General features: G+C 61.3%; 25 protein-coding genes and 1 pseudogene. 8 read left to right on the top strand and 18 right to left on the bottom strand.

Translation table 11 applies throughout. The features are described 5' to 3' along the window. Nucleotides 1-2 precede the first annotated feature (2 nt). Together DWQ09_06980 and DWQ09_06975 are read left to right on the top strand one after the other, a co-directional pair. Nucleotides 3-1,043: a DUF2157 domain-containing protein gene (locus DWQ09_06980; protein KAA3628768.1), complete on the top strand. Its 1,041-nt coding sequence runs from the start codon at nucleotides 3-5 to the stop codon at nucleotides 1,041-1,043. Beyond that, nucleotides 1,043-1,885: a deoxyribonuclease IV gene (locus DWQ09_06975; GenBank protein KAA3628767.1), complete on the top strand. Its 843-nt coding sequence runs from the start codon at nucleotides 1,043-1,045 to the stop codon at nucleotides 1,883-1,885. Before DWQ09_06980 ends, DWQ09_06975 begins: the two co-directional genes overlap by 1 nt. A gap of 173 nt (nucleotides 1,886-2,058) precedes the next feature. Here DWQ09_06975 and DWQ09_06970 read toward each other — a convergent pair whose 3' ends face one another. From DWQ09_06970 to DWQ09_06945, 6 genes are all read right to left on the bottom strand, one after another. Further along, the gene (locus DWQ09_06970; GenBank protein ID KAA3628821.1) at nucleotides 2,059-4,308 is read right to left on the bottom strand and encodes a bifunctional salicylyl-CoA 5-hydroxylase/oxidoreductase; all 2,250 of its coding nucleotides are present in this window, start codon (nucleotides 4,306-4,308) and stop codon (nucleotides 2,059-2,061) included. Between the two features lie 26 nt (nucleotides 4,309-4,334). Then, complete coding sequence (locus tag DWQ09_06965) at nucleotides 4,335-5,957, bottom strand: benzoate-CoA ligase family protein (GenBank protein ID KAA3628766.1); 1,623 nt, start codon at nucleotides 5,955-5,957, stop codon at nucleotides 4,335-4,337. A 259-nt stretch (nucleotides 5,958-6,216) separates the two neighbouring features. Next, the gene (locus DWQ09_06960) at nucleotides 6,217-7,422 is read right to left on the bottom strand and encodes an acyl-CoA dehydrogenase (protein ID KAA3628765.1); all 1,206 of its coding nucleotides are present in this window, start codon (nucleotides 7,420-7,422) and stop codon (nucleotides 6,217-6,219) included. Nucleotides 7,423-7,432: 10 nt separating this feature from the next. Then, a complete protein-coding gene (locus DWQ09_06955; protein ID KAA3628764.1) occupies nucleotides 7,433-8,251 on the bottom strand; it encodes an enoyl-CoA hydratase family protein in 819 nt (272 codons plus the stop codon). 9 nt (nucleotides 8,252-8,260) lie between these two features. Further along, nucleotides 8,261-8,758, bottom strand: a complete 498-nt coding sequence (locus DWQ09_06950; protein ID KAA3628763.1) for a MarR family transcriptional regulator — start codon at nucleotides 8,756-8,758, stop codon at nucleotides 8,261-8,263. A gap of 6 nt (nucleotides 8,759-8,764) precedes the next feature. Continuing rightward, complete coding sequence (locus DWQ09_06945; GenBank protein KAA3628762.1) at nucleotides 8,765-9,559, bottom strand: SDR family NAD(P)-dependent oxidoreductase; 795 nt, start codon at nucleotides 9,557-9,559, stop codon at nucleotides 8,765-8,767. A 158-nt stretch (nucleotides 9,560-9,717) separates the two neighbouring features. On the opposite strand from DWQ09_06945, the gene DWQ09_06940 reads away from it, so the two are divergent. Together DWQ09_06940 and DWQ09_06935 are read left to right on the top strand one after the other, a co-directional pair. Then, nucleotides 9,718-10,035, top strand: coding sequence for a RidA family protein (locus tag DWQ09_06940; GenBank protein ID KAA3628820.1), 318 nt, complete (start codon nucleotides 9,718-9,720; stop codon nucleotides 10,033-10,035). Further along, on the top strand, nucleotides 10,032-10,448 hold the full coding sequence (locus DWQ09_06935; protein ID KAA3628761.1) for an acyl-CoA thioesterase: 417 nt from the start codon (nucleotides 10,032-10,034) through the stop codon (nucleotides 10,446-10,448). Before DWQ09_06940 ends, DWQ09_06935 begins: the two co-directional genes overlap by 4 nt. A 46-nt stretch (nucleotides 10,449-10,494) precedes the next feature. On the opposite strand, the gene DWQ09_06930 is transcribed toward DWQ09_06935, so the two are convergent. The 4 genes and pseudogenes from DWQ09_06930 to DWQ09_06915 form a co-directional block, all read right to left on the bottom strand. After that, nucleotides 10,495-12,225: a hypothetical protein gene (locus DWQ09_06930; protein ID KAA3628760.1), complete on the bottom strand. Its 1,731-nt coding sequence runs from the start codon at nucleotides 12,223-12,225 to the stop codon at nucleotides 10,495-10,497. Between the two features lie 106 nt (nucleotides 12,226-12,331). After that, nucleotides 12,332-12,871 carry a universal stress protein gene (locus tag DWQ09_06925; protein ID KAA3628759.1) on the bottom strand — a complete coding sequence of 180 codons (540 nt, stop codon included), beginning with the start codon at nucleotides 12,869-12,871 and terminating at the stop codon, nucleotides 12,332-12,334. Nucleotides 12,872-13,075: 204 nt separating this feature from the next. After that, nucleotides 13,076-13,963 (bottom strand): AEC family transporter, encoded by an 888-nt coding sequence (locus tag DWQ09_06920; GenBank protein ID KAA3628758.1) that lies wholly within the window; start codon nucleotides 13,961-13,963, stop codon nucleotides 13,076-13,078. A gap of 111 nt (nucleotides 13,964-14,074) precedes the next feature. Next, nucleotides 14,075-14,348, bottom strand: a pseudogene (locus DWQ09_06915) (cupin). A 242-nt stretch (nucleotides 14,349-14,590) separates the two neighbouring features. Between DWQ09_06915 and DWQ09_06910 the strand changes: the two are divergent. Continuing rightward, nucleotides 14,591-14,944 (top strand): phasin family protein, encoded by a 354-nt coding sequence (locus tag DWQ09_06910; protein ID KAA3628757.1) that lies wholly within the window; start codon nucleotides 14,591-14,593, stop codon nucleotides 14,942-14,944. A gap of 212 nt (nucleotides 14,945-15,156) precedes the next feature. Beyond that, nucleotides 15,157-15,657 (top strand): hypothetical protein, encoded by a 501-nt coding sequence (locus DWQ09_06905; GenBank protein KAA3628756.1) that lies wholly within the window; start codon nucleotides 15,157-15,159, stop codon nucleotides 15,655-15,657. 12 nt (nucleotides 15,658-15,669) lie between these two features. Here DWQ09_06905 and DWQ09_06900 read toward each other — a convergent pair whose 3' ends face one another. Further along, nucleotides 15,670-16,152, bottom strand: coding sequence for a peptidylprolyl isomerase (locus DWQ09_06900; protein ID KAA3628755.1), 483 nt, complete (start codon nucleotides 16,150-16,152; stop codon nucleotides 15,670-15,672). A 255-nt stretch (nucleotides 16,153-16,407) separates the two neighbouring features. Here DWQ09_06900 and DWQ09_06895 point away from each other — a divergent pair, with 255 nt between their 5' ends. Together DWQ09_06895 and DWQ09_06890 are read left to right on the top strand one after the other, a co-directional pair. Next, nucleotides 16,408-16,950 (top strand): DUF2889 domain-containing protein, encoded by a 543-nt coding sequence (locus DWQ09_06895; GenBank protein KAA3628754.1) that lies wholly within the window; start codon nucleotides 16,408-16,410, stop codon nucleotides 16,948-16,950. A 163-nt stretch (nucleotides 16,951-17,113) separates the two neighbouring features. Then, a complete protein-coding gene (locus DWQ09_06890; GenBank protein KAA3628753.1) occupies nucleotides 17,114-18,301 on the top strand; it encodes a GGDEF domain-containing protein in 1,188 nt (395 codons plus the stop codon). A gap of 234 nt (nucleotides 18,302-18,535) precedes the next feature. Here the strand turns inward: DWQ09_06890 and DWQ09_06885 are convergent, their stop codons facing one another. The 7 genes from DWQ09_06885 to DWQ09_06855 form a co-directional block, all read right to left on the bottom strand. Next, a complete protein-coding gene (locus tag DWQ09_06885) occupies nucleotides 18,536-18,994 on the bottom strand; it encodes a GNAT family N-acetyltransferase (protein KAA3628752.1) in 459 nt (152 codons plus the stop codon). 50 nt (nucleotides 18,995-19,044) lie between these two features. Further along, nucleotides 19,045-19,239, bottom strand: a complete 195-nt coding sequence (locus DWQ09_06880; protein ID KAA3628751.1) for a type II toxin-antitoxin system HicB family antitoxin — start codon at nucleotides 19,237-19,239, stop codon at nucleotides 19,045-19,047. A 126-nt stretch (nucleotides 19,240-19,365) separates the two neighbouring features. After that, a complete protein-coding gene (locus tag DWQ09_06875; GenBank protein ID KAA3628750.1) occupies nucleotides 19,366-20,319 on the bottom strand; it encodes a paraslipin in 954 nt (317 codons plus the stop codon). Nucleotides 20,320-20,441: 122 nt separating this feature from the next. Then, entirely contained in the window at nucleotides 20,442-20,984 is a 543-nt protein-coding gene (locus tag DWQ09_06870) for an NfeD family protein (GenBank protein ID KAA3628749.1), read from the bottom strand. 279 nt (nucleotides 20,985-21,263) lie between these two features. Further along, nucleotides 21,264-22,925, bottom strand: a complete 1,662-nt coding sequence (locus tag DWQ09_06865) for a ubiquinone biosynthesis regulatory protein kinase UbiB (protein KAA3628748.1) — start codon at nucleotides 22,923-22,925, stop codon at nucleotides 21,264-21,266. Further along, on the bottom strand, nucleotides 22,922-23,530 hold the full coding sequence (locus DWQ09_06860; protein ID KAA3628747.1) for a hypothetical protein: 609 nt from the start codon (nucleotides 23,528-23,530) through the stop codon (nucleotides 22,922-22,924). Before DWQ09_06860 ends, DWQ09_06865 begins: the two co-directional genes overlap by 4 nt. Before the next feature lie 245 nt (nucleotides 23,531-23,775). Then, nucleotides 23,776-24,534, bottom strand: a complete 759-nt coding sequence (locus DWQ09_06855; protein KAA3628819.1) for a bifunctional demethylmenaquinone methyltransferase/2-methoxy-6-polyprenyl-1,4-benzoquinol methylase UbiE — start codon at nucleotides 24,532-24,534, stop codon at nucleotides 23,776-23,778. Nucleotides 24,535-24,805 lie beyond the last annotated feature (271 nt).

Below are 24,805 nucleotides of genomic sequence, written 5' to 3'. Positions count from 1 at the left end.
CAGTGAAACTCACCCGCGAACACCTCGACGCCGCCGTCCGGCAAGCGATCATCAGCACCGAGCAGGCCGACGCGCTATGGTCGTTCCTGCGCAATCAACCCCACGCCGGAGCGCGTTTCGACTTCACCCATGTGCTCTACTACCTGGGCGGACTGATCGCCATCGGTGCCATGAGCCTGTTCATGACGCTGGGCTGGGAAACCTTCGGCGGCTGGGGCATCTTCTTCATCGCGCTCGCCTACCTGGGTGTCGGCCTCAAGCTTGCGCTGCGTTTTGAAGACAAGGGCTATCCGGTACCCACCGGCATCTGCGCGGCGTTCGCCGTCGCCATGGTGCCGCTGGCCATCTACGGCCTGCAGGTGGCGATGGGCTGGTGGCCCGACGACACCGCCTACCGCGACTACCACCGCTACATCAAGTGGCACTGGATCTTTCTCGAACTGGGCACACTGGCCGCAGCCGCCGTCATCGCCTGGCGCTTCCGCCATCCCTTCCTGCTGATGCCGGTGGCCGTCACGCTCTGGTACATGAGCATGGATGTCGCGGCAATGCTGATGGTCGAGGCGGGTTACGACTGGCAGTTTCGCGCCTTCGTCTCGCTCTGGTTCGGGCTGGCGATGACGCTCTTCGCCTTCTGGATCGATCTGCGCTCACGCCACGCCACCCGCGGCGACTACGCCTTCTGGCTCTATCTCTTCGGTGTGCTCACCTTCTGGGGCGGTTTGAGCGCGCAGCATTCCGACAGCGAACTCAACAAGTTTCTCTACTTCTGCATCAATCTGGCACTGATTGGCATCGGCGCCGTGTTGATCCGCCGCGTCTTCGTGGTCTTCGGTGCGTTGGGTTGCGCGGCTTACCTCGGGCATCTCGCCAACCGCGTCTTTGCCGACAGCTGGCTCTTCCCCATCGTGCTGAGTGCCATCGGCCTGGGGATCATCTACCTCGGCATACTCTGGCAGCGCAATGAAAAGCGTCTGTCGGGCCGCCTGCGCGGCCATCTCCCGCAACCCCTGCAAGAGCTGCTCGCCAGCCGGATGGAATGATGAAATACGTCGGTGCCCACGTCTCCGCCAGCGGCGGTGTCCAGAACGCTCCCCTCAACGCCCAGGCCATCGGCGCCAAGGCGTTTGCGCTGTTCACCAAGAATCAGCGGCAGTGGACGGCCAAGCCGTTCGACGCCGCGACCATCGACGCCTTTCGTGAAAATCTGCAAACGGTCGCCATCGCCCCGGAACAGGTGCTGCCCCACGACAGCTACCTCATCAACCTCGGTCATCCCGAAACCGAAGGTCTGGAGAAATCGCGCGCCGCCTTTCTCGACGAGATGCAACGCTGCGAGCAGCTGGGGTTGAAGCTGCTCAACTTCCACCCCGGCAGCCATCTCAAAAAGATCACGGAAGACGAATGTCTGCGCATCGTCGCCGATTCGATCAACTGGACGCTGGAGAAAACCGAGGGTGTCACCGCCGTCATCGAAAACACCGCCGGGCAGGGTACCAATGTCGGCTACCGCTTCGAGCACCTGGCCGCCATCATCAATGGCATCGAGGACAAAACCCGCATCGGTGTCTGCCTCGACACCTGCCACAGCTTCACCGCCGGTTACGACCTGCGCACGGCCGAGGTGTGCGACGCCACCTTCGCCGAGTTTGAACGCATCGTCGGCTTCCGTTATCTGCGCGGCATGCACCTGAACGATTCCAAACCCGACCTCGGCGCACGCGTCGATCGTCATGAGAGCATCGGTAAAGGCAAACTCGGTACCGAGGTATTCCGCTACATCATGAACGATCCGCGTTTCGATGGAATCCCCATGGTGCTGGAGACCATTGACGAGTCGCTGTGGCCGAAGGAGATCGCGCTGCTCTATTCAATGCAACTGTAGGGGCGACTTCAGTCGCGATCAGCGACTGGCTCCGGCCTCGCCGTTCGCGGTTAAAACCGCTCCTACAAAAATTCACCGCCACGTAGGAGCGAATTCATTCGCGATCAGTCGTTGGAGCACCCCATCACGGCCGAAGTCGCTCCTACACCCGCAATGACTCTGTTTCTTGGCTATCAACTCCAACGCGGCGTATAGCGCCCTACCGCAATGGCGGCGTACTGCGGCGGCCACTCAAGCGGCCAGTCATATTCGTAGGCGGCGTGACGCGTCCAGTAGGGATCGGCCAGATGCATGCGCGCAATGACACAAAGGTCGGCGCGACCGCTGGCAATGATTGCGTTGGCATCGCCGAAGGACTGGATATTGCCCACGGTCATGGTCGGCATGCCGCTGTCGAGGCGCAGACGGGTGGAGAACGGTGTCTGGAAAAGACGCCCGTAGACCGGCTTCTGATCGGAGACCACCTGCCCCGCCGAGACATCGACAATGTCGCAACCCGCTGCGCGCAACGCCTCGATCAGCACCAATCCATCCTCGTGGGAAAAGCCACCCGCCCGCCAGTCCGTCGCCGAGATGCGCACCGAGATTGGTTTGCCCTGCGGCCAGGCAGCGCGCACCGCGCGAAACACTTCGAGCGGATAGCGCATACGGTTTTCGATCGAGCCGCCGTACTCGTCATCGCGCTCGTTGGTCAAAGGCGAGAGAAACGTTGAGAGCAGGTAACCATGCGCCATGTGCACTTCCAGCATGTCGAAACCGGCGCGTTCGGCGCGACCCACCGCCCGCACATAATCGTCGACGATATGATCCATATCCGCGCGGGTCATGGCCCGCGGCACGTGGCAGTACTCGGCATAGGGCAACGGCGAGGGCGCCACCACCTCCCAGTTGCCTTCCAACAATGGCCGATCCGCACCTTCCCAGGGACTGCGGGTCGAGCCCTTGCGCCCCGAGTGGCTGAGCTGCAGACAGGTCCTGGCGGTGGAGTTGCCGTGAATGAAATCGACGATACGACGCCATGCCGTCTCGTTGGCATCGGAGTAGATCCCCGCGCAGCCGAGCGAGATGCGCCCCTCCGCCGAAATCGCCGTCGCTTCGGTGTAGATCAGGCCGGCGCCACCGATGGCGCGACTGCCAAGGTGCACCAGGTGCCAGTCGTTGACCGTGCCTTCCGCGGCCGAATACATGCACATGGGCGAGACGACGATGCGGTTCTCCAACACCAGGTCGCGCAGTTTGAAGGGAGTGAAAATGGGCGGCGGTGTGCGCCCCGACGGGTGGCGCGGCTCGCCGCTCTGCCGATAGGCCTGGTCGGCGAACCAGCGCTCCATCTCGGCGACAAAACCGGCATCGCGCAGGCGCAGGTTGTCGTGGTTGATGCGCAGCGAGCGGGTGAGCAGGCTGTAGGCGAACTGCAGCGGCTCGAGTCGCCCGAAGTAACGCTCGGTCTCCTCGAACCACCCCATGCTCACCTGCGCTGCGCGTTGCAGGCTGTTGACCACCGGTTCGCGCTCTTGTTGATACGCGGCCAGCGCTGTGGGTAACTCGGCGTGCGCGCCCAGGGCATCGATCAGCGCGACGCCATCCTCCATCGCCAGCTTGGTGCCCGAACCGATGGAAAAATGCGCGGTGTGCAGCGCATCGCCGATCAGCACGATGTTGTCGTGGTGGTAGCGCCCGTTGCTGACGCGTGGAAAACTGCGCCACAGCGAACGGTTGGAAACCAGCCGCTCACCCTCGAGTTCTTTGGCGAACAGCGCCTCGCAATAGGCGATGGTCTCCTCTTCGCTCGCCTCCTCCAGCCCGGCACGGCGCCAGGTCTCTTCGGTGCACTCGACGATGAACGTGGAGATGCCCGGCATGTACTGATAGCAGTGCCCGCGCCACAGGCCGTGTTCGTTCTCATTGAAGTAGAAGGTGAAGGCGTCAAACGGTTTGGTGGTGCCCAGCCAGACGAACTTGTTGGGACGCATCACCACCTGGGTTTGAAACTCGCGCGCATAGCGATCGCGGACAACCGAGTTGATGCCGTCACCGGCAACGATGAGATCGGCATCGGCAAACGATTCGAGCCCCGTGATCTGCACATTGTGTGCAATCTCCACGCCCAACTCGCGCGCGCGCGCCTCGAGAATCTGCAGCAGCTTGAGCCGCTGCATGCCGGCAAAGCCGTGGCCGCCGGAGCGCAGCACCTCACCCCGATAGTGAATGTCGATAGCGTCCCAATGCACAAAACTCTGGGTGATCGCCTGGTAGGTGAACTCATCGTTCTCGCGAAAACCCTCCATGGTGTCGTCGGAGAAGACCACGCCGAAACCCCAGGTGACATCGGGGGGGTTGCGCTCGAAGATTCGCACCCGCCAATCAGGAAACCGCTTTTTTGCCAGCAGCGAAAAGTAGAGCGAGCCCGGCCCGCCACCGATACAGACGATATTCATGCAGTTTCCTTCTAGCTGGATTGCTGCGCCTCTTCGCGCAGTCGAAAACGTTGCAGCTTGCCTGTCTGGGTACGCGGCAGACTGCCGCGGAACTCGATGGCGCGTGGATACTTGTAGGGGGCGATCTCCTGCTTGACGTAGTTCTGCAGCGTCTTGACCATCGCGGCGTCGCCCACCGCCCCTTCGCGCAACACCACGTAGGCCTTGACGATATGGCCGCGCTCCTCATCGGGCGCCGCCACCACGCCGCATTCGGCGACCTGGGGATGGGCCAGCAGACAGTTCTCCACTTCGGGACCGGAGATGTTGTAGCCGGCCGAGACGATCATGTCGTCGCCGCGCGCCACGTACCAGAAATAACCTTCCTCGTCCTGGCGGTAGATGTCGCCGGTGATGTTCCAGCCCTTTTTCACGTAGGCGCGCTGCTTGTCGATGGCGGCAAGATAACGGCACCCCGTCGGCCCCTGCACCGCGAGCCACCCCTCTTCGCCGATCGGCAGCGGATCCCCCTGGCGATCGACGATGCAGGCGCGGTAACCGGGCACCGCCTTGCCCGTCGCACCGGGGCGGATATCGTCGCCGGCGGCGGAGATGAAGATGTGCAGCATCTCGGTCGAACCGATGCCGTCGATGATCTTCAGCCCGGTCGCTTCGTGCCACGCCTCCCAGGTGGGCTTGGGCAGATGCTCGCCGGCAGAGATGCACATCGTCAGGCTGCCGAGATCGTAATCGCCCACCTGCCCGAGCATCGCCCGATACGCCGTGGGCGCGGTGTACATGCCGGTCACCTTGTGACGCTGGATGGTCTCGAGCATGGTGGTGGGACCGAACTGCTCCACCATCACCGTGGAGGCGCCGAAACGCATGGGAAAGGCCACCAGCGCACCGAGCCCGAAGGTAAAGGCGACCGGCGGCGAGCCGGTGAAGATGTCATGGGATTGAATGTGCGCGACGTGACGGGCGAAAGTGTCGCACATGGCGAGGATATCGCGATGAAAATGCACCGTTCCCTTGGGCTGCCCGGTAGTGCCGGAGGTGAAGGCGATCAGTACCGGGTCTTCCGCCGCGGTGTCGACGTTGTCGAACCCGTCCGGCTTGACGGCCATCGCGCGCTCCAGCGGTTGAAAGCCGCAACCGTCACTGGAAAAAGTGAGCAGATGCCTGAGCCGTTGCGTTTCGCCGTGCGCCTGCGCCAGTTCATCGATCAGCGCGACATCGCACAAGGCGTGACGCACGCGTGCCTTGTCGATGATGTAGGCCAACTCATGGCTGCGCAGCAGCGGCATGGTGGCGACCACCACCGCGCCAGCCTTGGCCACCGCCATCCAGCAGGCGACCAGCATCGGATTGTTGGGCGCGCGCAGCAGCACCCGGTTGCCCGGTTCGACCCCGAGATCCTCGACCAGCACCCGCGCAATGCGGTTGGCCTTGTCCTGCAATTCGCCATAGTTCCACACCGCGTCACCGAAGTGCAGCACCGGTTGCTCGCCCCTGCCGTCGATGACCCAGTGATCGAGGAGTTCGGCGGCGCAGTTGAATTGCTCCGGATAGGCGGCCAGCTCCGGCACACCGCTGAAATCCCGCACTGGCCACAACTCCTCGGGTGGCAGATGATCACGTACAAAAGTATCCATCACTCTTCCTCCTCCCGGTCACTCGAACCGATCGGGCGACACACGGTCCGCCCTACCGACCACGAAGTTCACGCTACCGACAAACAGAAGTCTTCTTGTTCTTACTTTGTGCACTTCGTGTACTTTGTGGTTCACGGCGGTTGCCCTTTCGCCGTTCGCGCAAACCAATAGACTCAAAAACTTCCTTATTCACCACGAAGTACACAAAGTTCACGAAGTTGAACACCAAAACCATTCATTCACTTCGCGCACCCGATGGTTACACATCGCGCTCCGCGGCATGCACCGCGCGCACCTGGCCGGCGATGATCAGTTGCTGAACCTCGCTGGTGCCTTCGTAGATGCGCAGTGCGCGCACCTCGCGATAGAGCCGCTCGACGGTCTCGCCCGCCACCACACCCAAACCTCCGTGCAGCTGCAGCGCCTGATCGACAACCCGCTGGGCGGCCTCCGTGGCGTAGTACTTGGCCATGGCCGCCTCGCGGCTGATGCGACCACCCTGAGCATCTTTGGTCCAAGCGGCGCGATAGATGAGTAACGCAGCCGCATCGATCTCCACCGCCATCTGCGCGATCTTGCTCTGGGCAAGCTGGTAATCGGCGAGTGGACGGCCGCCGATGATCCGTTGCGCGCTGCGTGCCAGTGCCGCATCGAGCGCACGGCGCGCGAACCCGAGTGCCGCAGCGCCAACGGTTGCGCGAAAGATGTCCAGCGTGGCCATGGCGATCTTGAACCCCTCACCCTCGGCACCCAGCAAGGCTTCGGCCGGTACGCGGCAGTCATCGAGCTGCAGCGTCCCCAACGGATGCGGCGCGATGACCGCAATGCGTTCGCTGACAGACAGTCCAGGCGAATCGACGTCGACAATGAACGCCGACAGTCCTTTGGCGCCGGCTTCGCCGGTGCGCGCAAAAAGCACATAGTGATCGGCGAGCCCGGCGTTGGAGATCCAGGTCTTGGTGCCATTCAGCCGGTAGCCGTCGCCGTCGCGCTCGGCCCGGGTCGTCATCGCCGCCGGGTCGGAACCGGCCTCCGGTTCCGAGATCGCGAAAGCGGCGATCCTGTCACCTTGCGCCACCGGCGGCAGATAGCGTTGCTGCTGATCCAGGCCGCCGAACAGGCTGATCGAACCCGTCCCCAGACCCTGCATGGCGAAGGCGAAATCGGCCAGACCCGAGTGGCGGGCCAACGTCTCGCGCAGCAGGCACAGGCTGCGTACATCGAGCCGTTCGGGGTACGCGCCGCCGTGCTCCTGCGGTACGCAGTAGCGCAGCCAACCGCCAGCGCCCAGGGCGCTGACCAGCGCCTGCGACGTTGCATCCAATGCGCTGTTGTCGTTCCCGGCGGCATGTTCGCGCTCGATCAACGGTTCAAGATACCGACCGCACCACGCCTCAAGGTCGGCCGCGAGGGCACGGTGCGCCTGATCGAAGAAGGGCCAGTTGAGAAAGCTCGTATCCGGCATGGTGTAGCTCTCAGTCGCCCTTGAACTCGGGGCGCTGTTTTTTGACGAAGGCGTGGTAGGCGCGTTCGAAATCCTTGGTCTGCATGCAGATGGCCTGCGCCTGCGCCTCGGCCTCGATTGCCTCGTCGATACCCATGTCCCACTCCTGATGCAGGCAGCGTTTGGTCATGGCGTGCGCGAAGGTGGGGCCACGGGCGATGCGCTGCGCCGTCGCCTGGGCGGTCGCCAGCAATTCGTCGGGTTCGGGCTGGGCGTTGTAGAAACCCCAGGCCAACGCTTCGGCGGCGCTCATCATGCGTCCGGTATAGAGCAGCTCGGAAGCGCGTCCGTGCCCGATGATGCGCGGCAGAATGGCGCAGGCGCCCATGTCCGCCCCGGCGAGGCCGACCTTGACGAACAGGAAACCCACCTGGCTGCGTGCCGTGCCGTAACGCAGATCGCTGGCCATGGCGAGAATGGCACCGGCACCGACGCATACACCGTCGATGGCGGCAACTATCGGTTGCGGACACGCGCGCATCGCTTTGACCACATCGCCGGTCATGCGCGTGAAGTTCAGCAGCCCATCCATGCCCATCTGCGTCAGCGGGCCGATAATCTCGTGCACGTCACCGCCGGAGCAGAAATTCTCCCCCGCACCGGTGATCACCACCGCCTTCACATCCTCGGCGTAAGCCAAATTGCGGAACGTGTCGCGCAGTTCGGCATAGCTTTCAAAAGTGAGTGGGTTTTTGCGCTCCGGCCGGTTGAGGGTGACGGTGGCGACCCGGTCGGTGACCGACCAGTCGAAGTGTTGCGGTTGCCATTCCGCGGCTTTGAGAGTGTACATGCAACGCTCCTATTCGATGATGTTACTGCGCAGTGTCGCCTTCAGGTTTCCCAGCGCGGCGAAAAGCCCGTCCACATCGCTGCGCGTGAATCCGTCAAGCAGCCCGTGCAACGTTTCATGGTGCACCGCCGCCATCTTTGCGAACAGATTCCGTCCGGCCGCGGTAAGGCGCACGATGTTGCTGCGCCGGTCCCCCGGCGCGAGCAGGCGTTCGACCAAGCCATCGGCGGCAAGGCGGTCGATAACGCCGGTGACATTGCCCCCGGTCACCATCATGCGCGTCGAGAGCTGTCCCATGGTGAGCCCCTCGGGTTCGCGCTCCAGCTGCGCGAGCACGTCAAAGCGCGGCAGCGTGGTCTGAAACTCGCGGTTGAGGCGCGCGCGCAACTCGCGCTCGATCAGGTTGGTGCAGGTCAGCAGACGCAACCACATGCGGATCTCTTTGCGATCGGCGGCGCTGGTCGCCGTTTCACGATCTTCGTAACCTGCGGCCGGCTCCATGCACATCGCTCCTCAGATCTCGCCGCCAGCGACCGCCAGCGCCTGCCCGGTGACCGCGCCGCTCTGCGGCAGGCACAGCCAGGACACCGCGTGCGCCACCTCCCCGGGTTGGATCAACCGCCGCTGCGGATTGCCGGCGGCCAGTTCCGCGTAGGCCTGCTCGCGGCTGCGCCCGGTCACCTTTTCGATGGTGTCGACCGTGGAGCGCGTCATATCGGTGTCGGTGTAACCGGGGCAGACGGTGTTGACCGTCACCCCGCTGCCGGCCAGCTCCACCGCCAGCGCGCGTGTCATGCCCACCACGCCATGCTTGGCCGCGCAATAGGGCACCACATACGCGTACCCTTTGAGCCCCGCCGTAGAGGCAATATTGACGATGCGGCCCCAGCCCGCTTTTTTCATCGCCGGCAACAGCAACTGTGTGCAGACGAAGGTGCTGGTAAGGTTCATTGCCAGAGTCTGGTGCCACTGCTCGGAAGTGGTCCGTTCCAGCAGCCCGCTCACCGCCCCACCCACGTTGTTGACCAGAATATCGATCGGGCCATGCCCATCGCGGGCCTGGGTCATGGCCGTGCGCAGCGCGTCTTCATGGGATGCGTCGGCGACCAGGGCGTGAACCTCAACCCTGTGTTCATTACGCAACAGCGCGGTGTGAGTGTCCAGGGTCTCGGCATTGCGCCCCAGCAGGATCAGATCGCAGCCTTCCGACGCCAGTGCCGCGGCGCAGGCGGCACCAATGCCGCGGCTGCCGCCGGTGATGAGTGCGGTACGGCCGGACAAGGGGCGCGACGAGTGGTCGTGACTCATGAGTACAAAATAGACGTTTTACATTTCATTATTTTATATCTAAACTATTTTTTGGCAAATGCAAGTTAATTTGGGAGGAAAGGCACGTGGAAATACTGCAACCAGAGGGCTGGAAACGCCCCAAGGGCTATAGCAACGGCATCGCCGCGAGCGGCAAAATGATCTTTCTCGGCGGCCAGGTGGGCTGGAACGCCAACGAGGAGTTCGAGACCGACGACTTTGCCGGGCAGGCGCGCCAGGCACTGAGCAACATCGTGGCGATCCTCGCCGCCGGTAACGCCAGGCCCGAGCACATCGTGCGCATGACCTGGTTCATCGGCGACAAACGCGAGTACCTGGGTTCACTCGCCAAGCTTGGCGAAGCCTACCGCGAGGTGATCGGCCGCAACTTCCCGGTGATGTCGGTCATCGAGGTCAAAGGCTTCATCGAAGACGGCGCCAAACTGGAGATCGAGGCGACCGCCGTAGTCCCATGAGCAACGCCTTCGTCACCACCGTCCCGGTGCGCTTCGAACACGTCGATATGGCGGGGATCGTCTTCTATCCCCGCTATTTCGAGATGGTCAATCAGGCGGTGGAGAACTGGTTTGCCGAGGCGCTGGATTGCGATTTCCGGCGCTTGCACGCCGACCTGAAACTGGCTATCCCCACCACCCATTTCGACGTCCATTTCGATGCCCCGTCACGGCTTGGGGACCAGCTCAGCTTTGCGCTGACCGTACCGCAACTGGGCAACTCGTCGTTTACCCTGCACCATGCGGTCAGCTGCGAAAGTCAGCAACGACTGCGCATCACCCAGAGGCTGGTCTGCTGCCAGATGGACGGCATGCGGCCGGTGCGGATCCCGGCCGAAATACGCGAATGCATGGCGCACTATCACGACGGGTGAGAAATCGGCGGGCCCTAAACCAGCACCCAATGCGGGCACGCGGCCGTCAGGGCAGGTGATCGTTCTCGCCCTTCGCCGCGCCGTAATTCTGGGATTCGCCCGCTACGCCGTAGACACTGCGGCGAAACTCGTCGAGCAGTTCACTGATCCGTTCCGGTTCGCGACCCAGCGCCTGCAGTACGCCGCCTCCCAACTGCAGGCTCGCCTCAAAGGTCTCGGAGACGGCGACCGAAGCCCCCAGCTCGCGCAACTTGATCGCCCCCTCGCGATCGCGGGCCCGGGTGTGGATAGGGAGCTGCGGATAGTGCCTGTGCATCGCTTCGACACAGCGCTCGGCGCTACTGGGACTATCCAGGCTTACCAGCAGCAACCCCGCCGCTTCGGCATCCGCCGCATCCAGCACGTCTTTGCGGCTGGCGTCGCCATAGAATACGGAATAGCCACGTGCGCGCGCCGCGGTAACACGATCCGCATCCATGTCGATCGCCACGTAGGGGATCTCCGCCCGCCCCAGCACCCGTGCTACGCGCTCGCCGACCCGCCCGAAGCCGGCGATGATGACGTGACCCGAAAGACCGATCACCGGGCTTTCACGCATCTCGTGTCCGGCTTGCCGCTGCCCCCAGGTCTGCAGAGTCCAGGTCAGGACGCGCGCCAGCAGTGGTGTCGCCGCCATGCTCAGCGCCACGATGAGAGTGAGGAAATGAAACAGGTCGGTGGTCATAACCCCGGCCACCGCGGCCACCCCGAACAGCACGAAACCGAACTCGCCGCTCTGCGCCAGCAGCAACGCCACGGCACTGGCGTTGGCGAGGTGCAGGCCGGAGACGCGGCAGATCACCAGTATCAGCAGCGCCTTGACGGTCATCACCCCCGCCACCGACGCGACCACTGAGCCGGCACGCTCAAACAGCAGACCGAAATCTATGGACATGCCCACTGTCATGAAGAACAGCCCCAGCAGAAACCCGCGAAAGGGTTCGATATCGGCGATCACCTGGTGGCGGTATTTGGACTCGGCCAGCATCACGCCGGCGATGAAGGCGCCCATCGCCATCGACAGGCCGGCCTTCTGCATCAGGGCCGCGGTCCCCAGTACCACCAGCAACGCAACCGCGGCGAACGCCTCGCTGCTGCGACTGCGCGCCACCAGGTTGAACACATGGTTCAACACATAGCGACCGATCACCACCACGCCGACGATGATCAGCACCCCTTCGAGCAGCGCGAAACCAACGCTCTCGGTCAGCTCCAGCGGCTTTTCGCTGAGCAGCGGCACCAGGGCCAGAAGTGGCACGACGGCGAGATCCTGAAAGAGCAGTATGCCGAGCGACGTACGCCCGTAAGTGGTATTGAGCTCGCCACGCTCGGTGAGCAACTGTAGCCCGAAGGCCGTAGACGACAGCGCCAGGCCGAAACCCACGAGCAGCGCGATGCTGAGCGGCAAACCCAGCGCATACACCGCTCCGGCCAGCACCAAACCCGTCACGATCACCTGCGCCGAGCCCAGGCCCAATACGCTGTGACGGATACCCCAGAGTCGCGAAGGTCGCAGCTCGATACCGATGGCAAAGAGCAGAAATACCACGCCAAATTCGCCGATGTGGCGTATCTCCTCCACGCCGTCGATCAGCCCCAGTCCCCACGGCCCAATGACAACACCACCGACCAGATAGCCGAGCACGGTACCGAGGCCGAGGCGCTGCGACAACGGCACCGCCACGACGGCAGTGGCCAGCAGAATCAGGACATCGATCAGTGTGGTGTGGTCAGACATGCCGCGCGGTTCCCCCCTCAGCAACCAACGCAATGTAGCAGATGACACTGCGAGAAAAGCAAGGCCGGGAAAGACCCGGCCTCGGCTGCACTATTTGAAGCGTATCTCAATCGCCTTCGGTCGGCACCAACAACACCGGTATCTTGCTGATCTGCGTCAGCCGCCGTGCGGTAGAACCGAGGAGCAGTTCCCCGAGCCGCGAATGGCCGTGCGAGCCGAGCACGATGAGTTGTGCTTTGCGCTTTTGTGCCTCTTTGTAGAGCACCCGCGCGGGTACGCCTTCGAGCACCACGATATCCTCAATCAATTGGCTGTCGGCAGCGCTGACACCGAGTTCTTCCTCGCAGGCCTTCTCGATACGCGAGGTCATCAACGCCCGCGTTTTGGCAAAACCCTCATCGTGCAGCTTCTGGTAGTTGCCTTCGGGAAGGTAGCTTTCGATGACCGCTTTTGCCGTGGTGCCCAGCGGTTCCATCGCATGCGCCACCACGATCTTTGCCCCTACACATTTGGCCAGCACGATGGCATAGCGAAATACCGGGCGGGTATGCTCGCCCAGATCCGTTGCGTAGAGGATGGTCTTGATCTCCTGGGTCACGGGCAACTCCTTGGTCGATAGTGAGGGGTGATGCGACAGCGCAGGTATGACATTGTCGACTCTCCGCCTGACGCAAGCAACCCACTTCCATCATCGAAAACCCACGCGGATTCCAAATCGTCCGTTCGTGGAGAATTCGTAACGAAAGGTCTGACCGCACAGCGGGTCAGGTCATACCGTTAAGGAATTGCCCCCTCGCCATGCCGCTGCTCGACACGATACCTGAATGCTCCCGAAACAGGCCTTAAAGGCTCAGAGAATCACCGGCAGCAGAAACGGCAGCATCATAAAACTCATCGCCGTGGAGACCACCACCAAACCCGCTACCTCTTCCGGCTCGTTGCTGTAGTACTGCGCAAAGAGGTAGTTGAACACCGCCACCGGCATCGACGCCTGAAGCACGACCACACCCAGCTCAATACCTTCCAATCCGAACAGGGCGCCAATTCCAAATCCCAGCGCCATACCACCGCCGATGCGCACCAGACTGAGGAGGGCGCTGCGCCCCAGGGAGTGCACTTGCAACTTGGCCAGGGAGACCCCCAGCGCCAGGATCATGATGGGGATGGTGAACTGGCCGAGCAGATCGACCGTGCTGCCTGCCCAACCCGGCAAACGAGTCCCGGTCGCCAGCAAGACCATGGCCAGCGCCACCGCCCAGAGTATCGGGGTGCGTAATAGTATGCCGAGCGAAGTGCGCCCCGCCGCAATCGCCTGCCCGGCGGTAAACATGCCAATCGCAGATACGGTGAAAAAGGCGATAGCCAACGCCAGGCCCGACTCGCCGAAGGCAAACAGGGATAACGGTAAACCCATGTTGCCGCAATTACCGAAGATCAGGCTGGGCAGAAACGCCTTGCAGGAAAGCCTGGCGCGTTTCAGAACCAGGTAGCCCAGCAACCCCATCGCAACATGGACAACGACGGCCACCAGCAGCAACTTGCTCAAGGTGCCCAGCGCCGGCGCGGTTTTCAACAGCGTGGAGACCACCAGGGCCGGCGTGCCGACCCAGGTCACCAACGTCGTCATACCCTTGGTATCGAACGGAAGCCGAAAACGCCCCCACGCGAAGCCGATCCCCGCGACCAGAAAAACGGGGGCGATGATGGCGAAAAGTTCTTGAGCGAGTGTGGTGGACAATGACGGGCTTTCACTGGGTCGGTAAAGATCGGTCCCGAGTGTACCCTAACCTATCCCGCGCTCCAGTTGACGATCAGGCCTTTCTGCGCGTGTCCTCCAACCGCGCCGTGTTCAATCGCTGCACTCTCTCTCCACCACCAGAACCCGTGCTTCGCCGATGGGATGGACGACATGCCCGGTTCTCCCGAAGCCGCATTAAAAAGTCGCCCAGCTCCAGTACCACGCGCCCATCGAGGACGGCGAAAACCTCATCCCCGTCGCTCACGTGCCATCGGTATGGTCGATCGGTCCAATGCAATCGGGTGGTGATACCGGCCATATTGGCAATCTCAAGCGCCCCCCACGGGCTTTCTGCCGCGAACTCCTGCGCCCTGATGAGTCGCATCTCTCGGCTCTCCTTTCGGGTCACAGCGCCGAAAAATCGACCCTTACGGACCGCTCATTGAATCGATTCCGCGCTGGCGATGACTTATAACTTATTGAATAAAAAGATATATATAGGGAATAGCCACGCTCTAAAAAATATTTTCATTGCGTCGAAAAATCTTGTTGCAACGCAACATCAACAGGCGTATATTGCACTGCAACAAAGAACCCAACCCCTATTTACTTTGAGAGGATACGCACATGAAACTGAATTCTTACACTGATGTTTTCGAGCAGTTCAAGGTTGCCCTGGCCCCGGTTCAGAAGCTGAACGCCCTGGGCGTCGAGAACTTCGAGAAGCTGGCTGCCCTGCAGGTCTCCAGCCTGGAAGCCTACTCCAAACTGGGTGTCTCCCAGCTGAAGGCCGCCCTGGCGGTGCAGGACGTAGCCGGTCTACAAGCCTATATCGCCGACCAGCAGGAAGTTGCCAAGACCGTTGGCGAGAAGCTGGTTGCCGATGCCAAGAGTGTGGCCGAGATGGGTGAGAAGTTCACCGCCGAGGCTCAGAAAGTGGCCAAGGAGAGCTTCGCTTCCGTCGGTCTGAAAGCTGCCTAAGACGCTTCACCTTCAGCAGTAACACGAAGTCGAAAGGCCGCCACCTCCCTGAGGTGGCGGCCTTTTCTTTGGACGCTTACCCCCGGTACTGCGTAGGGAGGCTCGCCGTGGCCGCCAAATCGGGTTAGCCTGTCGGCAAAGTTGGCGTCTGCAACATTGCGGCGCTACCAGAACAACATGACCAGGGAGCATCGATCGTGTCCGACAGCCGCATGACCGCATTGAAGAAAGCACTGCAGATGGAAGTCGAGGGAATGGCCTATTACAAGGCCGCCCGCGACAAGGCGACCAGTAAATTCGGGCAGCGGATGTTCGAGTACCTGCGGGAGTCCGAAGAAGATCACATCGCCCGCATCAAAGAGATTTACCAGTCGCTGGAAACCAGCGGCAGCTGGCCCGAATCCCAATCAGATGGCAACCATTCCGTCGCCGAAATCTTCACCCAAGCCATGGAAGAGATCAAAGAACGGCAGGCCATCGACACCGACGATATCGCCGCACTCAATCAGGCCGCCGATTTCGAGCGCCGCGGCAGCCACTTCTATCAGCAGCGCGCCGATGAGGTTACGGACCCGTTTGAAAAGGCGTTCTACACAAAACTTGCGCAGGAAGAGGTGTCCCACCTCAAATCGATTCTCGATTCGATTCAGTTTCTGGAAGACCCGCAAGGTTTCTTCGGCAATCACGAACCAGGCACAATGGCGGGTATCTGATTCTTGAGCCCGCTAGTGATGATGGCCGCCCGCGCCGTGCGCATGCCCATGGGCCAGTTCTTCGTCGGTGGCAGCGCGCACTGAGACCACCTGAATATCGAATACCAGCGTCTTGCCGGCCAGCGGGTGGTTGGTGTCGACATCGGCCATGAACTTGCCCACTTTGACGATCTGTACCTGGTGCCTGCCGTGTTCGGTATCGACATGGGCAATCATGCCCGGCTTCCACTTGCGCGCTCCCTGCAGATGCTTCACGGCAATGCGCTGCACCGACCCATCCTTACGCGCTCCGTAAGCGTCTTCCGGAGGCACGGTCACGGAAAATTGATCACCCTCGGCCCTGCCTTCCAACGCCCGTTCGAGACCGGCGATGATGTTGCCCTGCCCGTGCAGATACGCAACCGGCGCAGCAGGGCTGGCGGATTCGATCACGTCGCCCGTCTCCGACTTCAGGGTATAGCCAAACTGCACCACCGAATTTTTCGCTATGTTCATCGTGTCACCGGCCCTTGATGCCCTGATCGTCCCCGTGCCCCGGGCATTCTAGTTCATTGTCGGACTGAAGTACCCGCCCTGTGCGTCGAACGCGTGCTTGCCGAGGTTGTTGGTGGAAATTACCACCCGGATCACCGGTACCGGTACCTCTACCGAATCACCTATTCATCTGAGAGCGACCGTGAAGGGCGCACCCGCGCTACGGTTCACGCCATCGGTGATAAAATGCGCGCAGGACTGATCCGGAAAAAGCCAATGCCCCTACCCGAGCCTGTTGCACGCGAGCACATCCATACCCGGACGATAGTCTGCAACGGGTATCGTCGTCACGATGGGCTGTGGGACATCGAAGCCACGCTGGAGGATGTTCGCACCTATGGCGTGGACAGCGAGTACCGCGGCCGTATCGAGGCGGGCGAGCCCGTCCACGGCATGAGCCTGCGGGTGACGCTCGATATCGAGTTCGTCATCCACGACCTGGTGGCCGCGTCCGATTTCGTCCCCGCCGCAACCTGCACCACGGTGACCGACGGCATGAGAAAGCTGATTGGATTGCGCATCGGCTCGGGCTGGATGAAGCAGGTGCGCGAACGCGTGGGCGGCGTATTGGGTTGCACCCACCTGATCGAGATGCTCGGGCCCATCGGCACTACTGCTTATCAGACCATGTATCGCGAAGTGGAAGAACACAACCGCAACAAACCCAGCCGCCCCAAACCGCGCGTCATCGACAGCTGCGTAACCTGGGCAGCGGACGGGGAAAAGGTAAGAAAGCGGTGGCCGGAGTTTTCCACTTAAAAACGATCAGATTCGTGCACGCGCCGTCTTGACGACACGAGCTGGCTTACGCTCGTGCGCAGAGCGGCCGGCAACCGGGTTGCTCCCGCCACCTCACCCCACCGGGCTCAAGAAACGGGGACCGCCGCCGATCATGGTCTGAATACTCGCAGCGGTACTATATGTGAAGGAACTCCTACAGAAAAGAGCGTTTCGCTACGGCGCCGCCGGCGCGCTCTTCGGGCTGGCCTACGCACTGCTGGGCCACACCGTCGAGCGGTATGACGGTGGCGCGGGCGCCTACGTGTTCATCCAGGTGGCGCCAATCCTTTTTGGTCTTCTCGCCTTTGCCATCGGCCGGGAAGAGGACCGCATCCGAGCCCAGGCCCGTACTCTTGACGAGGCACGGGAGCGATTCTCCAGCCTGACCCACGCCGCCATTACCGAGCGCAAGTGGGACGTCAGTTTCTACGACACACACATCCCGACCTGCTGGCTGGTAAAAGGTTGTACCCACACGGAATGCCCGTCATACGGGGAGCATCACATCCGCTGCTGGCTGGTGTCGGGCACCCATTGCCGGGGCGCGGTGCAGGGGCGTTTCGCCGCCAAACTCGGCGATTGCGCCGCGTGCGATATCTATCAAGCCTCGTTCGGCCGCGGACCGATCAGCGAGATCGCCGAGAACTTCAACAGCCTGATGTGGGCGTTGCGCGAGAAAGAAGACCTGCTCACCGCAACGAACAACGAGCTCAACAGCCAATATGCAGAGCTTAAGGCCCTCCAGGAAAAGACCAAGGCAATGGCGGAATCCGATGCGCTGACCGGTCTCGGAAACCACGGCCACTTCCAGCAGCGCCTGCAGGAGGAAGTCGCCCGGGCCGAGCGATACGGCCACACGCTGACGTTGCTGCTACTCGACCTCGATCATTTCAAGCAGATCAACGACCGCTACGGCCACCAGAAAGGCGATGCCGTCCTTTCAAGCTTCGGCAAGATCATGAAGACAGGACTCCGGGACGTGGACTACGCCGCCCGCTACGGTGGCGAGGAGTTTGCGGTGATCATGCCCGAGACCGATGGCGCCGGGGCCATGGAGATTGCGGAAAGGCTGCGCAGGAAAATGGGTGAGGTGGCAAAAGCAGCCGATCTGCCCGCGATGCAGATCAGTGCCAGCTTTGGCGTCGCCGATTTTCCAGCCTGTGCCACGGATGGCGCGGGCCTGGTTGCCGCAGCCGATGCGGCACTCCTGTTCGCCAAACGCACAGGCCGCGATCGGGTCGTCTACTACCGCAATCTTTCCGAAACGGAGCACGAGAATAGCGATCTGTGGCGCATCAGCGACAGCCAGAAAAGCAGCATCGGTGTTTAGGTTCTGCCTGACTCGGCAGGGCGGTTGGCAGCGGCAATAACCTTTCAGGGTAACCGGGGACAGATCGTTTTTAGTAACCGAACCTACTAACCGTGGTCTGTCCCCGTGATTGTTCCTGGCAGGCGATAGAGCCACTTGGCAAACAAGCCGCATCGGCCTGTGTGGCAGCAGCGTGAAATGCGGGGAAACCTCAGGGTCTATCGCTGATTATTCCTGATTGTTCTGTCTGTTTTGTCAGGCAAGTATTCGACGCATACCGACCTTTGTTACCTGTTTGCCATCCAAGCCTTCAAAATCACTGGCTGGAACCACAGAGGTTATTTCGTAACCCAGCTTGGTGAACATACCGGGGTTGCCGGTTTCCAGAATCGTATTAAGTACTACTTTTTGAGCTCCCAGCCTGATAGCAATTGATTCAATTTCTTTTACAAGTACCGAGGCTATACCCTGCCTGCGATACACAGGATGAACTGCCAAACCCTGGAAATGTATGGCCCCATCACCCGCAAAGTATTCAATTACACCGACGATGTTTTTGTCTTTTACAGCTACCAACGTAGTTAACGAATGGCCGCTGGGGGGTTTACCTGTAGCATGCGCGCACGGCCTGTATATTCGACGCAAATCTTCCGTTGCCAAAGAAACAACCTCTTCAGTATCGTCGTTCTGGTCTTTCTCTCGAATCTCGACCATCCTCTTAACAGGGGATACCCATTAGCCGACTCCGATCAGGCGACATCAACTTACTCGACCTGGCTGGTAGCCGGAGGGATGGGCTCCCCCTCCTTCCGCATACCGTCCCTATGGAATTCGATAGCCTCCCTAATCTGAGATTCCATCTCTTCGATGGTTTGGCCGGTGGCAACACACCGCGGCGGGTCGGGAGCGTAGGCAGAGTAATTGCCTGCGGCCTTCCCGATGACGATGGCGTATTTCATCTCAGGCCCTGTTTCCAGCCAGCTTACTTGTAACGGACCTTCACCTGCTTCGAATCGCCCCAGGCACCCTGCTTTCCTTGTCGCCAAACATTGGCTTGAATGCGGTCCGCCAGCCCATCTCCAGCGCTATTGCCCCACCTGCGATCCGCCCCGACCCGTCTCCTTGATCAATGTCATCACCGAAGCCACCATTCCCGACACGTCGCTCAGCGTTGACGGCACGATGATGGTGTTGCCCTGCTTGGCAAGATTGCCAAACTCGCGCACATACTGTTCCGCAACCCGGAGATTGACGGCGTCTTTGCCGCCCGGCTCGTTGATGGCACGCGCGATGCGCTCGATGCCGCGCGCGGTCGCTTCGGCGAGCAACATGATCTCCTTGGCCTTGCCCTCGGCCTCGTTGATGAGTTTTTCCTTCTCGCCCTCGGCGATCTTGATAGCCTGCTGCTTGGTGCCTTCGGCGATGTTGATCTTGGACTGGCGTTCGCCTTCCGATTCGGCGATGACGGCACGCTTTTCGCGCTCAGCGCGCATCTGCTTTTCCAGTGCATCTTGAACGCTGCGCGGCGGGGTGATGTTGCGGATCTCGTAGCGGGTGATCTTGACGCCCCAGGGATCGGAGGCTTTGTCCACCGCCGAGATGATGGCGCCGTTGATCGCCTCGCGTTCTTCGAAGGTGCGGTCCAGTTCCAGCTTGCCGATTTCGGAGCGCATGGTGGTCTGCGCCAGCTGTGTGGCGGCGAAGCGGAAGTTGTCGATACCGTAGCTCGCCTTGGCGGCATCGATCACCTGCAGGTAGAGCACGCCGTCGACCTCCACCGCGATATTGTCGCGGGTGATGCAGGTCTGTGAGGGAACGTCGATGGCCACCTCTTTGAGTGAATGCGTGTAGGCGACGCGGTCGACAAAGGGAATGAGGATGTGGAAACCGGCGCTCAGCGTCTTGGCGTATTTTCCGAGCCGCTCGATGATGAAGGCCTCGCGCTGCGGGACGATGCGCGCGGTGTTGATGATGGTGACGACGACCAGGATGGCGATACCGATCGACACCACCAGACTCAGACTGATCTCAAAACCCATTGTTGTTCCCCTTTGTCAATTGAACCGTAGTTCCCCTCACCCCTTACCCTTTTCCTATCAGGGATTGACCAGGGTGTGGGGCATGCAAACGCTTGGCACAAGCCTTGATACCGACAACTTCATCAACCTTTACGGACCTTCAAGGTAATCCCATCTACCTTTTCGATCACGGCCTGCTCGCCGGCGGCAATCGATTCGTCCGCCATCGCATTCCACGGCGCGCCTTTGAATTCGACACGTCCATCGCCCTTACCCGGCTCAATGGTCTGGGTGACGGTGACGCGGTAACCGACGAACTCGTCGAGATCGACATTTAGATCCTGCTCCTCCGTGACGTGGCCGTACATGCGGCCCTTGATCCAGCGGCGCATCAGCACCAACAGCACAACCGAAGTAATGGCAAAGACCATGAGCTGGGAATCGAGCGAGGTGGTGAGATCGAGCCAGGTGGTCAGCGCCGCCACCCAGGCGCCGATGCCGAAAAAGATGAGTATGACGCCGGGCACGGCGAGCTCCGCCAGCACCAGTGCCAGACCGATCAGAAACCAGATGATGACAGGATTCATGCTTACCCCCTGTTGCGACCACCACACGTGAGGTGGTACTGACTTTGTCGTTATTGACGGCGTGAGGTTGGTTGCGAGGATTCGCGGGTAAGGCCGCATTCCGTCGCGCTCGATGTTCCTCCGGGTCTTTCTAGCCCGGGGTCGATTCTAGCGCTATTGGTGGGGAACGCGGAAATGGGGTTTGGGAGGCAGCGGTCCCATGGGTTGCCGTGCATCAGACATGCGGCGGTAGTACAGCCTTGAAAATCACCCTCATCCCGGCCTTCTCCCTGAGGGCGAAGGCGTTTTGTGATGTGGTGTTCGGCTGGGAGCGGATCCCGCCAGGTCCCTTGGCGAGCTATATACCTCTGCAAAGGGCGGGGGACCGGCGGAGTGGTCTCAATCCTCACCGCCGCCCGGCCAGGCGGCGAGCAGCAGAGCCGCACCCAGTACACCGGAGACCCAGGTCAGCACAGGGGCGTTCCAGATCATCTTGGATGCATAACCATCGAGACCCAACAACACGGCCGCGGAGATGATCAGGCTGCCACCGGCGATGGCGATGTAGGTGCGCTGGTGCCCTTCGCGGATCTCCTTGCGAATCCGTTTCAACTCGTCGGATTTCCACTGCACCTCCAGCTTGCCGCTATTGGCGCGGTGCACGAAGTCGTGCAGTTCGCCGGGCAGCTGCGGCAGGATCTCCGCCCAGCGCGGCACCTGCTCTTTCAAGCCGCGAATCAGGGCGCGGGTGCCGACCTGCTCCTGCATCCAGCGCTCGAGGAAGGGTTTGGCGGTCGCCCACAGATCGAGATCGGGGTAGAGCTCGCGCCCCAGCCCCTCGATGTTGAGCAAGGTCTTCTGCAGCAGAATCAGCTGCGGCTGCACCTCCATGTCGAAGCGCCGCGCGGTCTGGAACAGATTGAGCAGAAACAGACCGAATGAGATCTCTTTCAGCGGGCGCCCGAAGATCGGTTCGCACACGGTGCGGATCGCCGCCTCGAACTCATCGACCCGTGTTTCACCGGGAACCCAACCCGACTCGATGTGCAACTCCGCCACACGCCGGTAGTCACGACGGAAGAAGGCGATGAAGTTCTCGGCCAGATAGCGCTGATCGCTGGGCGTCAGGCTGCCGACGATACCGAAATCGACCGCGATGTAGTTGCCCTGCGGTGTGACGAAGATGTTACCGGGGTGCATGTCGGCATGAAAAAAATTGTCACGAAACACCTGGGTGAAGAAGATCTCCACGCCGCGGTGCGCGAGGTCGCGCATATCGATGCCCTGAGCGCGCAAGGCGTCGATATCGCTGACCTGGGTACCGCTGATGCGCTCGAGGGTGAGCACATTGCGTCGCGTGTGCGACCAGTAGACCTCGGGGACGTAAAGCAGGTCGCTCGCTTCGAAGTTGCGGCGCAATTGAGAGGCGTTGGCGGCCTCACGCATCAGGTCCAGTTCGTCGATGATGGTGGTCTCGTACTCCTCGACCACTTCGACGGGACGCAGTCGCCGCCCCTCTTTCCAATAGCGCTCGGCCAACTCGGCGATACGATAGAGCAACGCGACATCACGACGGATGACGCGCTCGATGCCCGGGCGCAACACCTTGACCACCACCGCAGTGCCATCGGGCAGGATTGCGCCGTGCACCTGGGCGATAGAGGCGCTGGCGAACGGTTCGTCCTCGAAACTTGCGTACGCCTCTTCCAGCGGTTTACCCAACGCCTTCGCGACAATGGCTTTGGACTGCGCACCCGGGTAGGGCGGCACGCTGTCCTGCAGCCTGGCCAGTTCGATGGCGATGTCGAGGGGCAGCAGGTCGCGGCGCGTGGAGAGCATCTGCCCGAACTTGACGAAGATCGGCCCCAGATCCTCCAGCGCCGCGCGTATGCGCGCACCGCGCGGGCCGCGGCGGCTCTTCAGGAAGAACCACGGTGTCAGATAGCGTAAAAAACGTACCGGGCGGAACAGGTGAGTCGCAAGGATGATGTCGTCGAGTCCGTGCACCACCAGCACCCAGGCTATGTGGATGAGCCGCCATGCCTCGCCGGGGCGGATCACCCGGCGCTCCGATCCTGCAGGCGTTTGACGCGCGCCGCCAACCGGTCGACATCGGAACGCAGGGTGTCGACGGCGTCGAGAAAATTCGCCACCGCCTCGCGCTCGGCCAGCAGTTCGGCGTCGCTTTTCATATAGCCGGCGAAATCGCGGGCGAAGGTCAGGAGTGTCTGCCCGCTCCAGTCGAAGAACTCTTCCCACGCGGCCTTCAATTTGGCAGCCGACTCTTCGCCCACCACGCCGGCCAGGGGAGCTTCCCAATGCTCCGCGATCTGATCGAGCAGCTTGCGAAACTCGCGCCCCAGTTGCGCATCACCGTCGATGGTCACCTCGCCACGGAACAGGGTCGCCTCCTCGCCGGCGCGCAGCGCCATGAATGCCAGCGGTGTGCCACTGATGTGGGCGTCGGGTTCACCTTGCCACTCACCCTGCAACTGCAGTTGGCCTTCACTGACCAGTACGAAGAAGCTGCGCTCCAACCCCTTCAGCGTTATCTGCACCACGCGGCCATCGAGCGCTGTGACCGCCGCCTGCAGTTCGGGACGGGCGCGGATCACCGCGTTCCAGGCGGCTTCGATGAGAGCAAGGGGCAGCGATAAGGGGTCCATGATTCGTGCTCGTTAGCAGGCTTCGTGTCTCACCAGTTACGCAGTTTATAAAAAGGCGGAACCACCGATGACACTGAACACACCGAAAAACAGTTCTGTGCTCTGTCGGCGGCCCAGCCCGAGGCAATCGAATCCACCAGTCGCCGTTGCGACAGTCGTTTCCCAACATTCATATTCGCACTTTCGGTGGCTTCAGTGTCTTTGGTGGTTGCTTACGTTTATCATGTTGTTTTCGCGCGATCAGCTCACAGCTTGTAGCCGATGTGCAGCGCGACGATCCCGCCGCTCAGGTTGTGGTACTCGCAGCGTTCGAAGCCGGCATCCTCCATCATGACCTTGAGCATCCCCTGATCCGGGTGCATGCGGATCGACTCGGCGAGATAGCGATAGCTTTCGGCATCGTTGGCCACCAGTTTGCCCATCACCGGCAGCAGCTTAAAGGAATAAAGGTCGTAGACCGGTCCCAGGCCGGGTGCCATAGGTTTCGAAAACTCCAGCACCATCGCCTTGCCTCCGGGGCGCAGTACCCGAAACATCGAGCGCAGCGCGGCATCTTTGTCCGTAACGTTGCGCAGTCCGAAAGCGATGGTGATGCAATTGAAGTAGCCATCCGGAAACGGCAGATGCTGGGCATCGGCCTGCACGTAGCGCACATTGCCAACCACGCCCTCATCGATCAGGCGCGTGCGACCGACGTCGAGCATCGAACCGTTGATATCCGCCAGCACCACCTCGCCACTGTCGCCCACCCGTTTTGCGAAGGCTTTGGCGAGATCGCCGGTACCGCCCGCGATATCGAGAACGCGCTGACCGGTGCGCACACCGCTGCGTTCGATGGTGAAACGTTTCCAGATGCGGTGGACGCCGAACGACATGAGGTCGTTCATGAGGTCGTACCTGCCCGCCACCGAGTGAAAGACCTGCGCCACGCGCCTGTGCTTTTCGTGGAGCGGCACCTGCTGATAGCCGAAGTCGACGGTGGGTTGATCGTTGTCGTTGTTCACGGTTTGTGCCTTCTGGATAGAGCTCTTGTCCCGCGCAAAGACGCCAAGGCGCGAAGTTCGCAAAGAGAACAGATTCTTCAATTCCTCTTCCACCGGAAGAGTGTGGGGTGAGGGGCAGCGGCACGCCCACACCGCCCTCACTGTGCAACCCGAACATTGTTTACGAATTGAACCGGGCACATGGTTTACACCTTAGTCACTGATGTGATGCCATTGTTTTGGCATCAGTATTTGTTTGGTTCGTTGGTTGAGGATGCCCAGTCGATGAAAG

The organism is Pseudomonadota bacterium (assembly GCA_008501635.1).
Lineage (GTDB): Bacteria > Pseudomonadota > Gammaproteobacteria > QQUJ01 > QQUJ01 > QQUJ01.
Note: the sequence above shows the minus strand (reverse complement) of the source record. Positions and strands in the feature narration are given on the sequence as shown.

Coding starts and splice junctions, on each gene's coding strand:
- DWQ09_06900 (KAA3628755.1), bottom strand. CDS start 16,152: ATGAACATAGCGAAAAATTCGGTGGTGCAGTTTGGCTATACCCTGAAG.
- DWQ09_06955 (KAA3628764.1), bottom strand. CDS start 8,251: ATGTACACTCTCAAAGCCGCGGAATGGCAACCGCAACACTTCGACTGG.
- DWQ09_06860 (KAA3628747.1), bottom strand. CDS start 23,530: ATGGACCCCTTATCGCTGCCCCTTGCTCTCATCGAAGCCGCCTGGAAC.
- DWQ09_06880 (KAA3628751.1), bottom strand. CDS start 19,239: ATGAAATACGCCATCGTCATCGGGAAGGCCGCAGGCAATTACTCTGCC.
- DWQ09_06875 (KAA3628750.1), bottom strand. CDS start 20,319: ATGGGTTTTGAGATCAGTCTGAGTCTGGTGGTGTCGATCGGTATCGCC.
- DWQ09_06910 (KAA3628757.1), top strand. CDS start 14,591: ATGAAACTGAATTCTTACACTGATGTTTTCGAGCAGTTCAAGGTTGCC.
- DWQ09_06950 (KAA3628763.1), bottom strand. CDS start 8,758: ATGTGCATGGAGCCGGCCGCAGGTTACGAAGATCGTGAAACGGCGACC.
- DWQ09_06930 (KAA3628760.1), bottom strand. CDS start 12,225: ATGTCTGACCACACCACACTGATCGATGTCCTGATTCTGCTGGCCACT.
- DWQ09_06945 (KAA3628762.1), bottom strand. CDS start 9,559: ATGAGTCACGACCACTCGTCGCGCCCCTTGTCCGGCCGTACCGCACTC.
- DWQ09_06960 (KAA3628765.1), bottom strand. CDS start 7,422: ATGCCGGATACGAGCTTTCTCAACTGGCCCTTCTTCGATCAGGCGCAC.
- DWQ09_06905 (KAA3628756.1), top strand. CDS start 15,157: ATGACCGCATTGAAGAAAGCACTGCAGATGGAAGTCGAGGGAATGGCC.
- DWQ09_06965 (KAA3628766.1), bottom strand. CDS start 5,957: ATGGATACTTTTGTACGTGATCATCTGCCACCCGAGGAGTTGTGGCCA.
- DWQ09_06885 (KAA3628752.1), bottom strand. CDS start 18,994: ATGGTCGAGATTCGAGAGAAAGACCAGAACGACGATACTGAAGAGGTT.
- DWQ09_06870 (KAA3628749.1), bottom strand. CDS start 20,984: ATGCGGCCTTACCCGCGAATCCTCGCAACCAACCTCACGCCGTCAATA.
- DWQ09_06940 (KAA3628820.1), top strand. CDS start 9,718: ATGATCTTTCTCGGCGGCCAGGTGGGCTGGAACGCCAACGAGGAGTTC.
- DWQ09_06895 (KAA3628754.1), top strand. CDS start 16,408: ATGCCCCTACCCGAGCCTGTTGCACGCGAGCACATCCATACCCGGACG.
- DWQ09_06935 (KAA3628761.1), top strand. CDS start 10,032: ATGAGCAACGCCTTCGTCACCACCGTCCCGGTGCGCTTCGAACACGTC.
- DWQ09_06975 (KAA3628767.1), top strand. CDS start 1,043: ATGAAATACGTCGGTGCCCACGTCTCCGCCAGCGGCGGTGTCCAGAAC.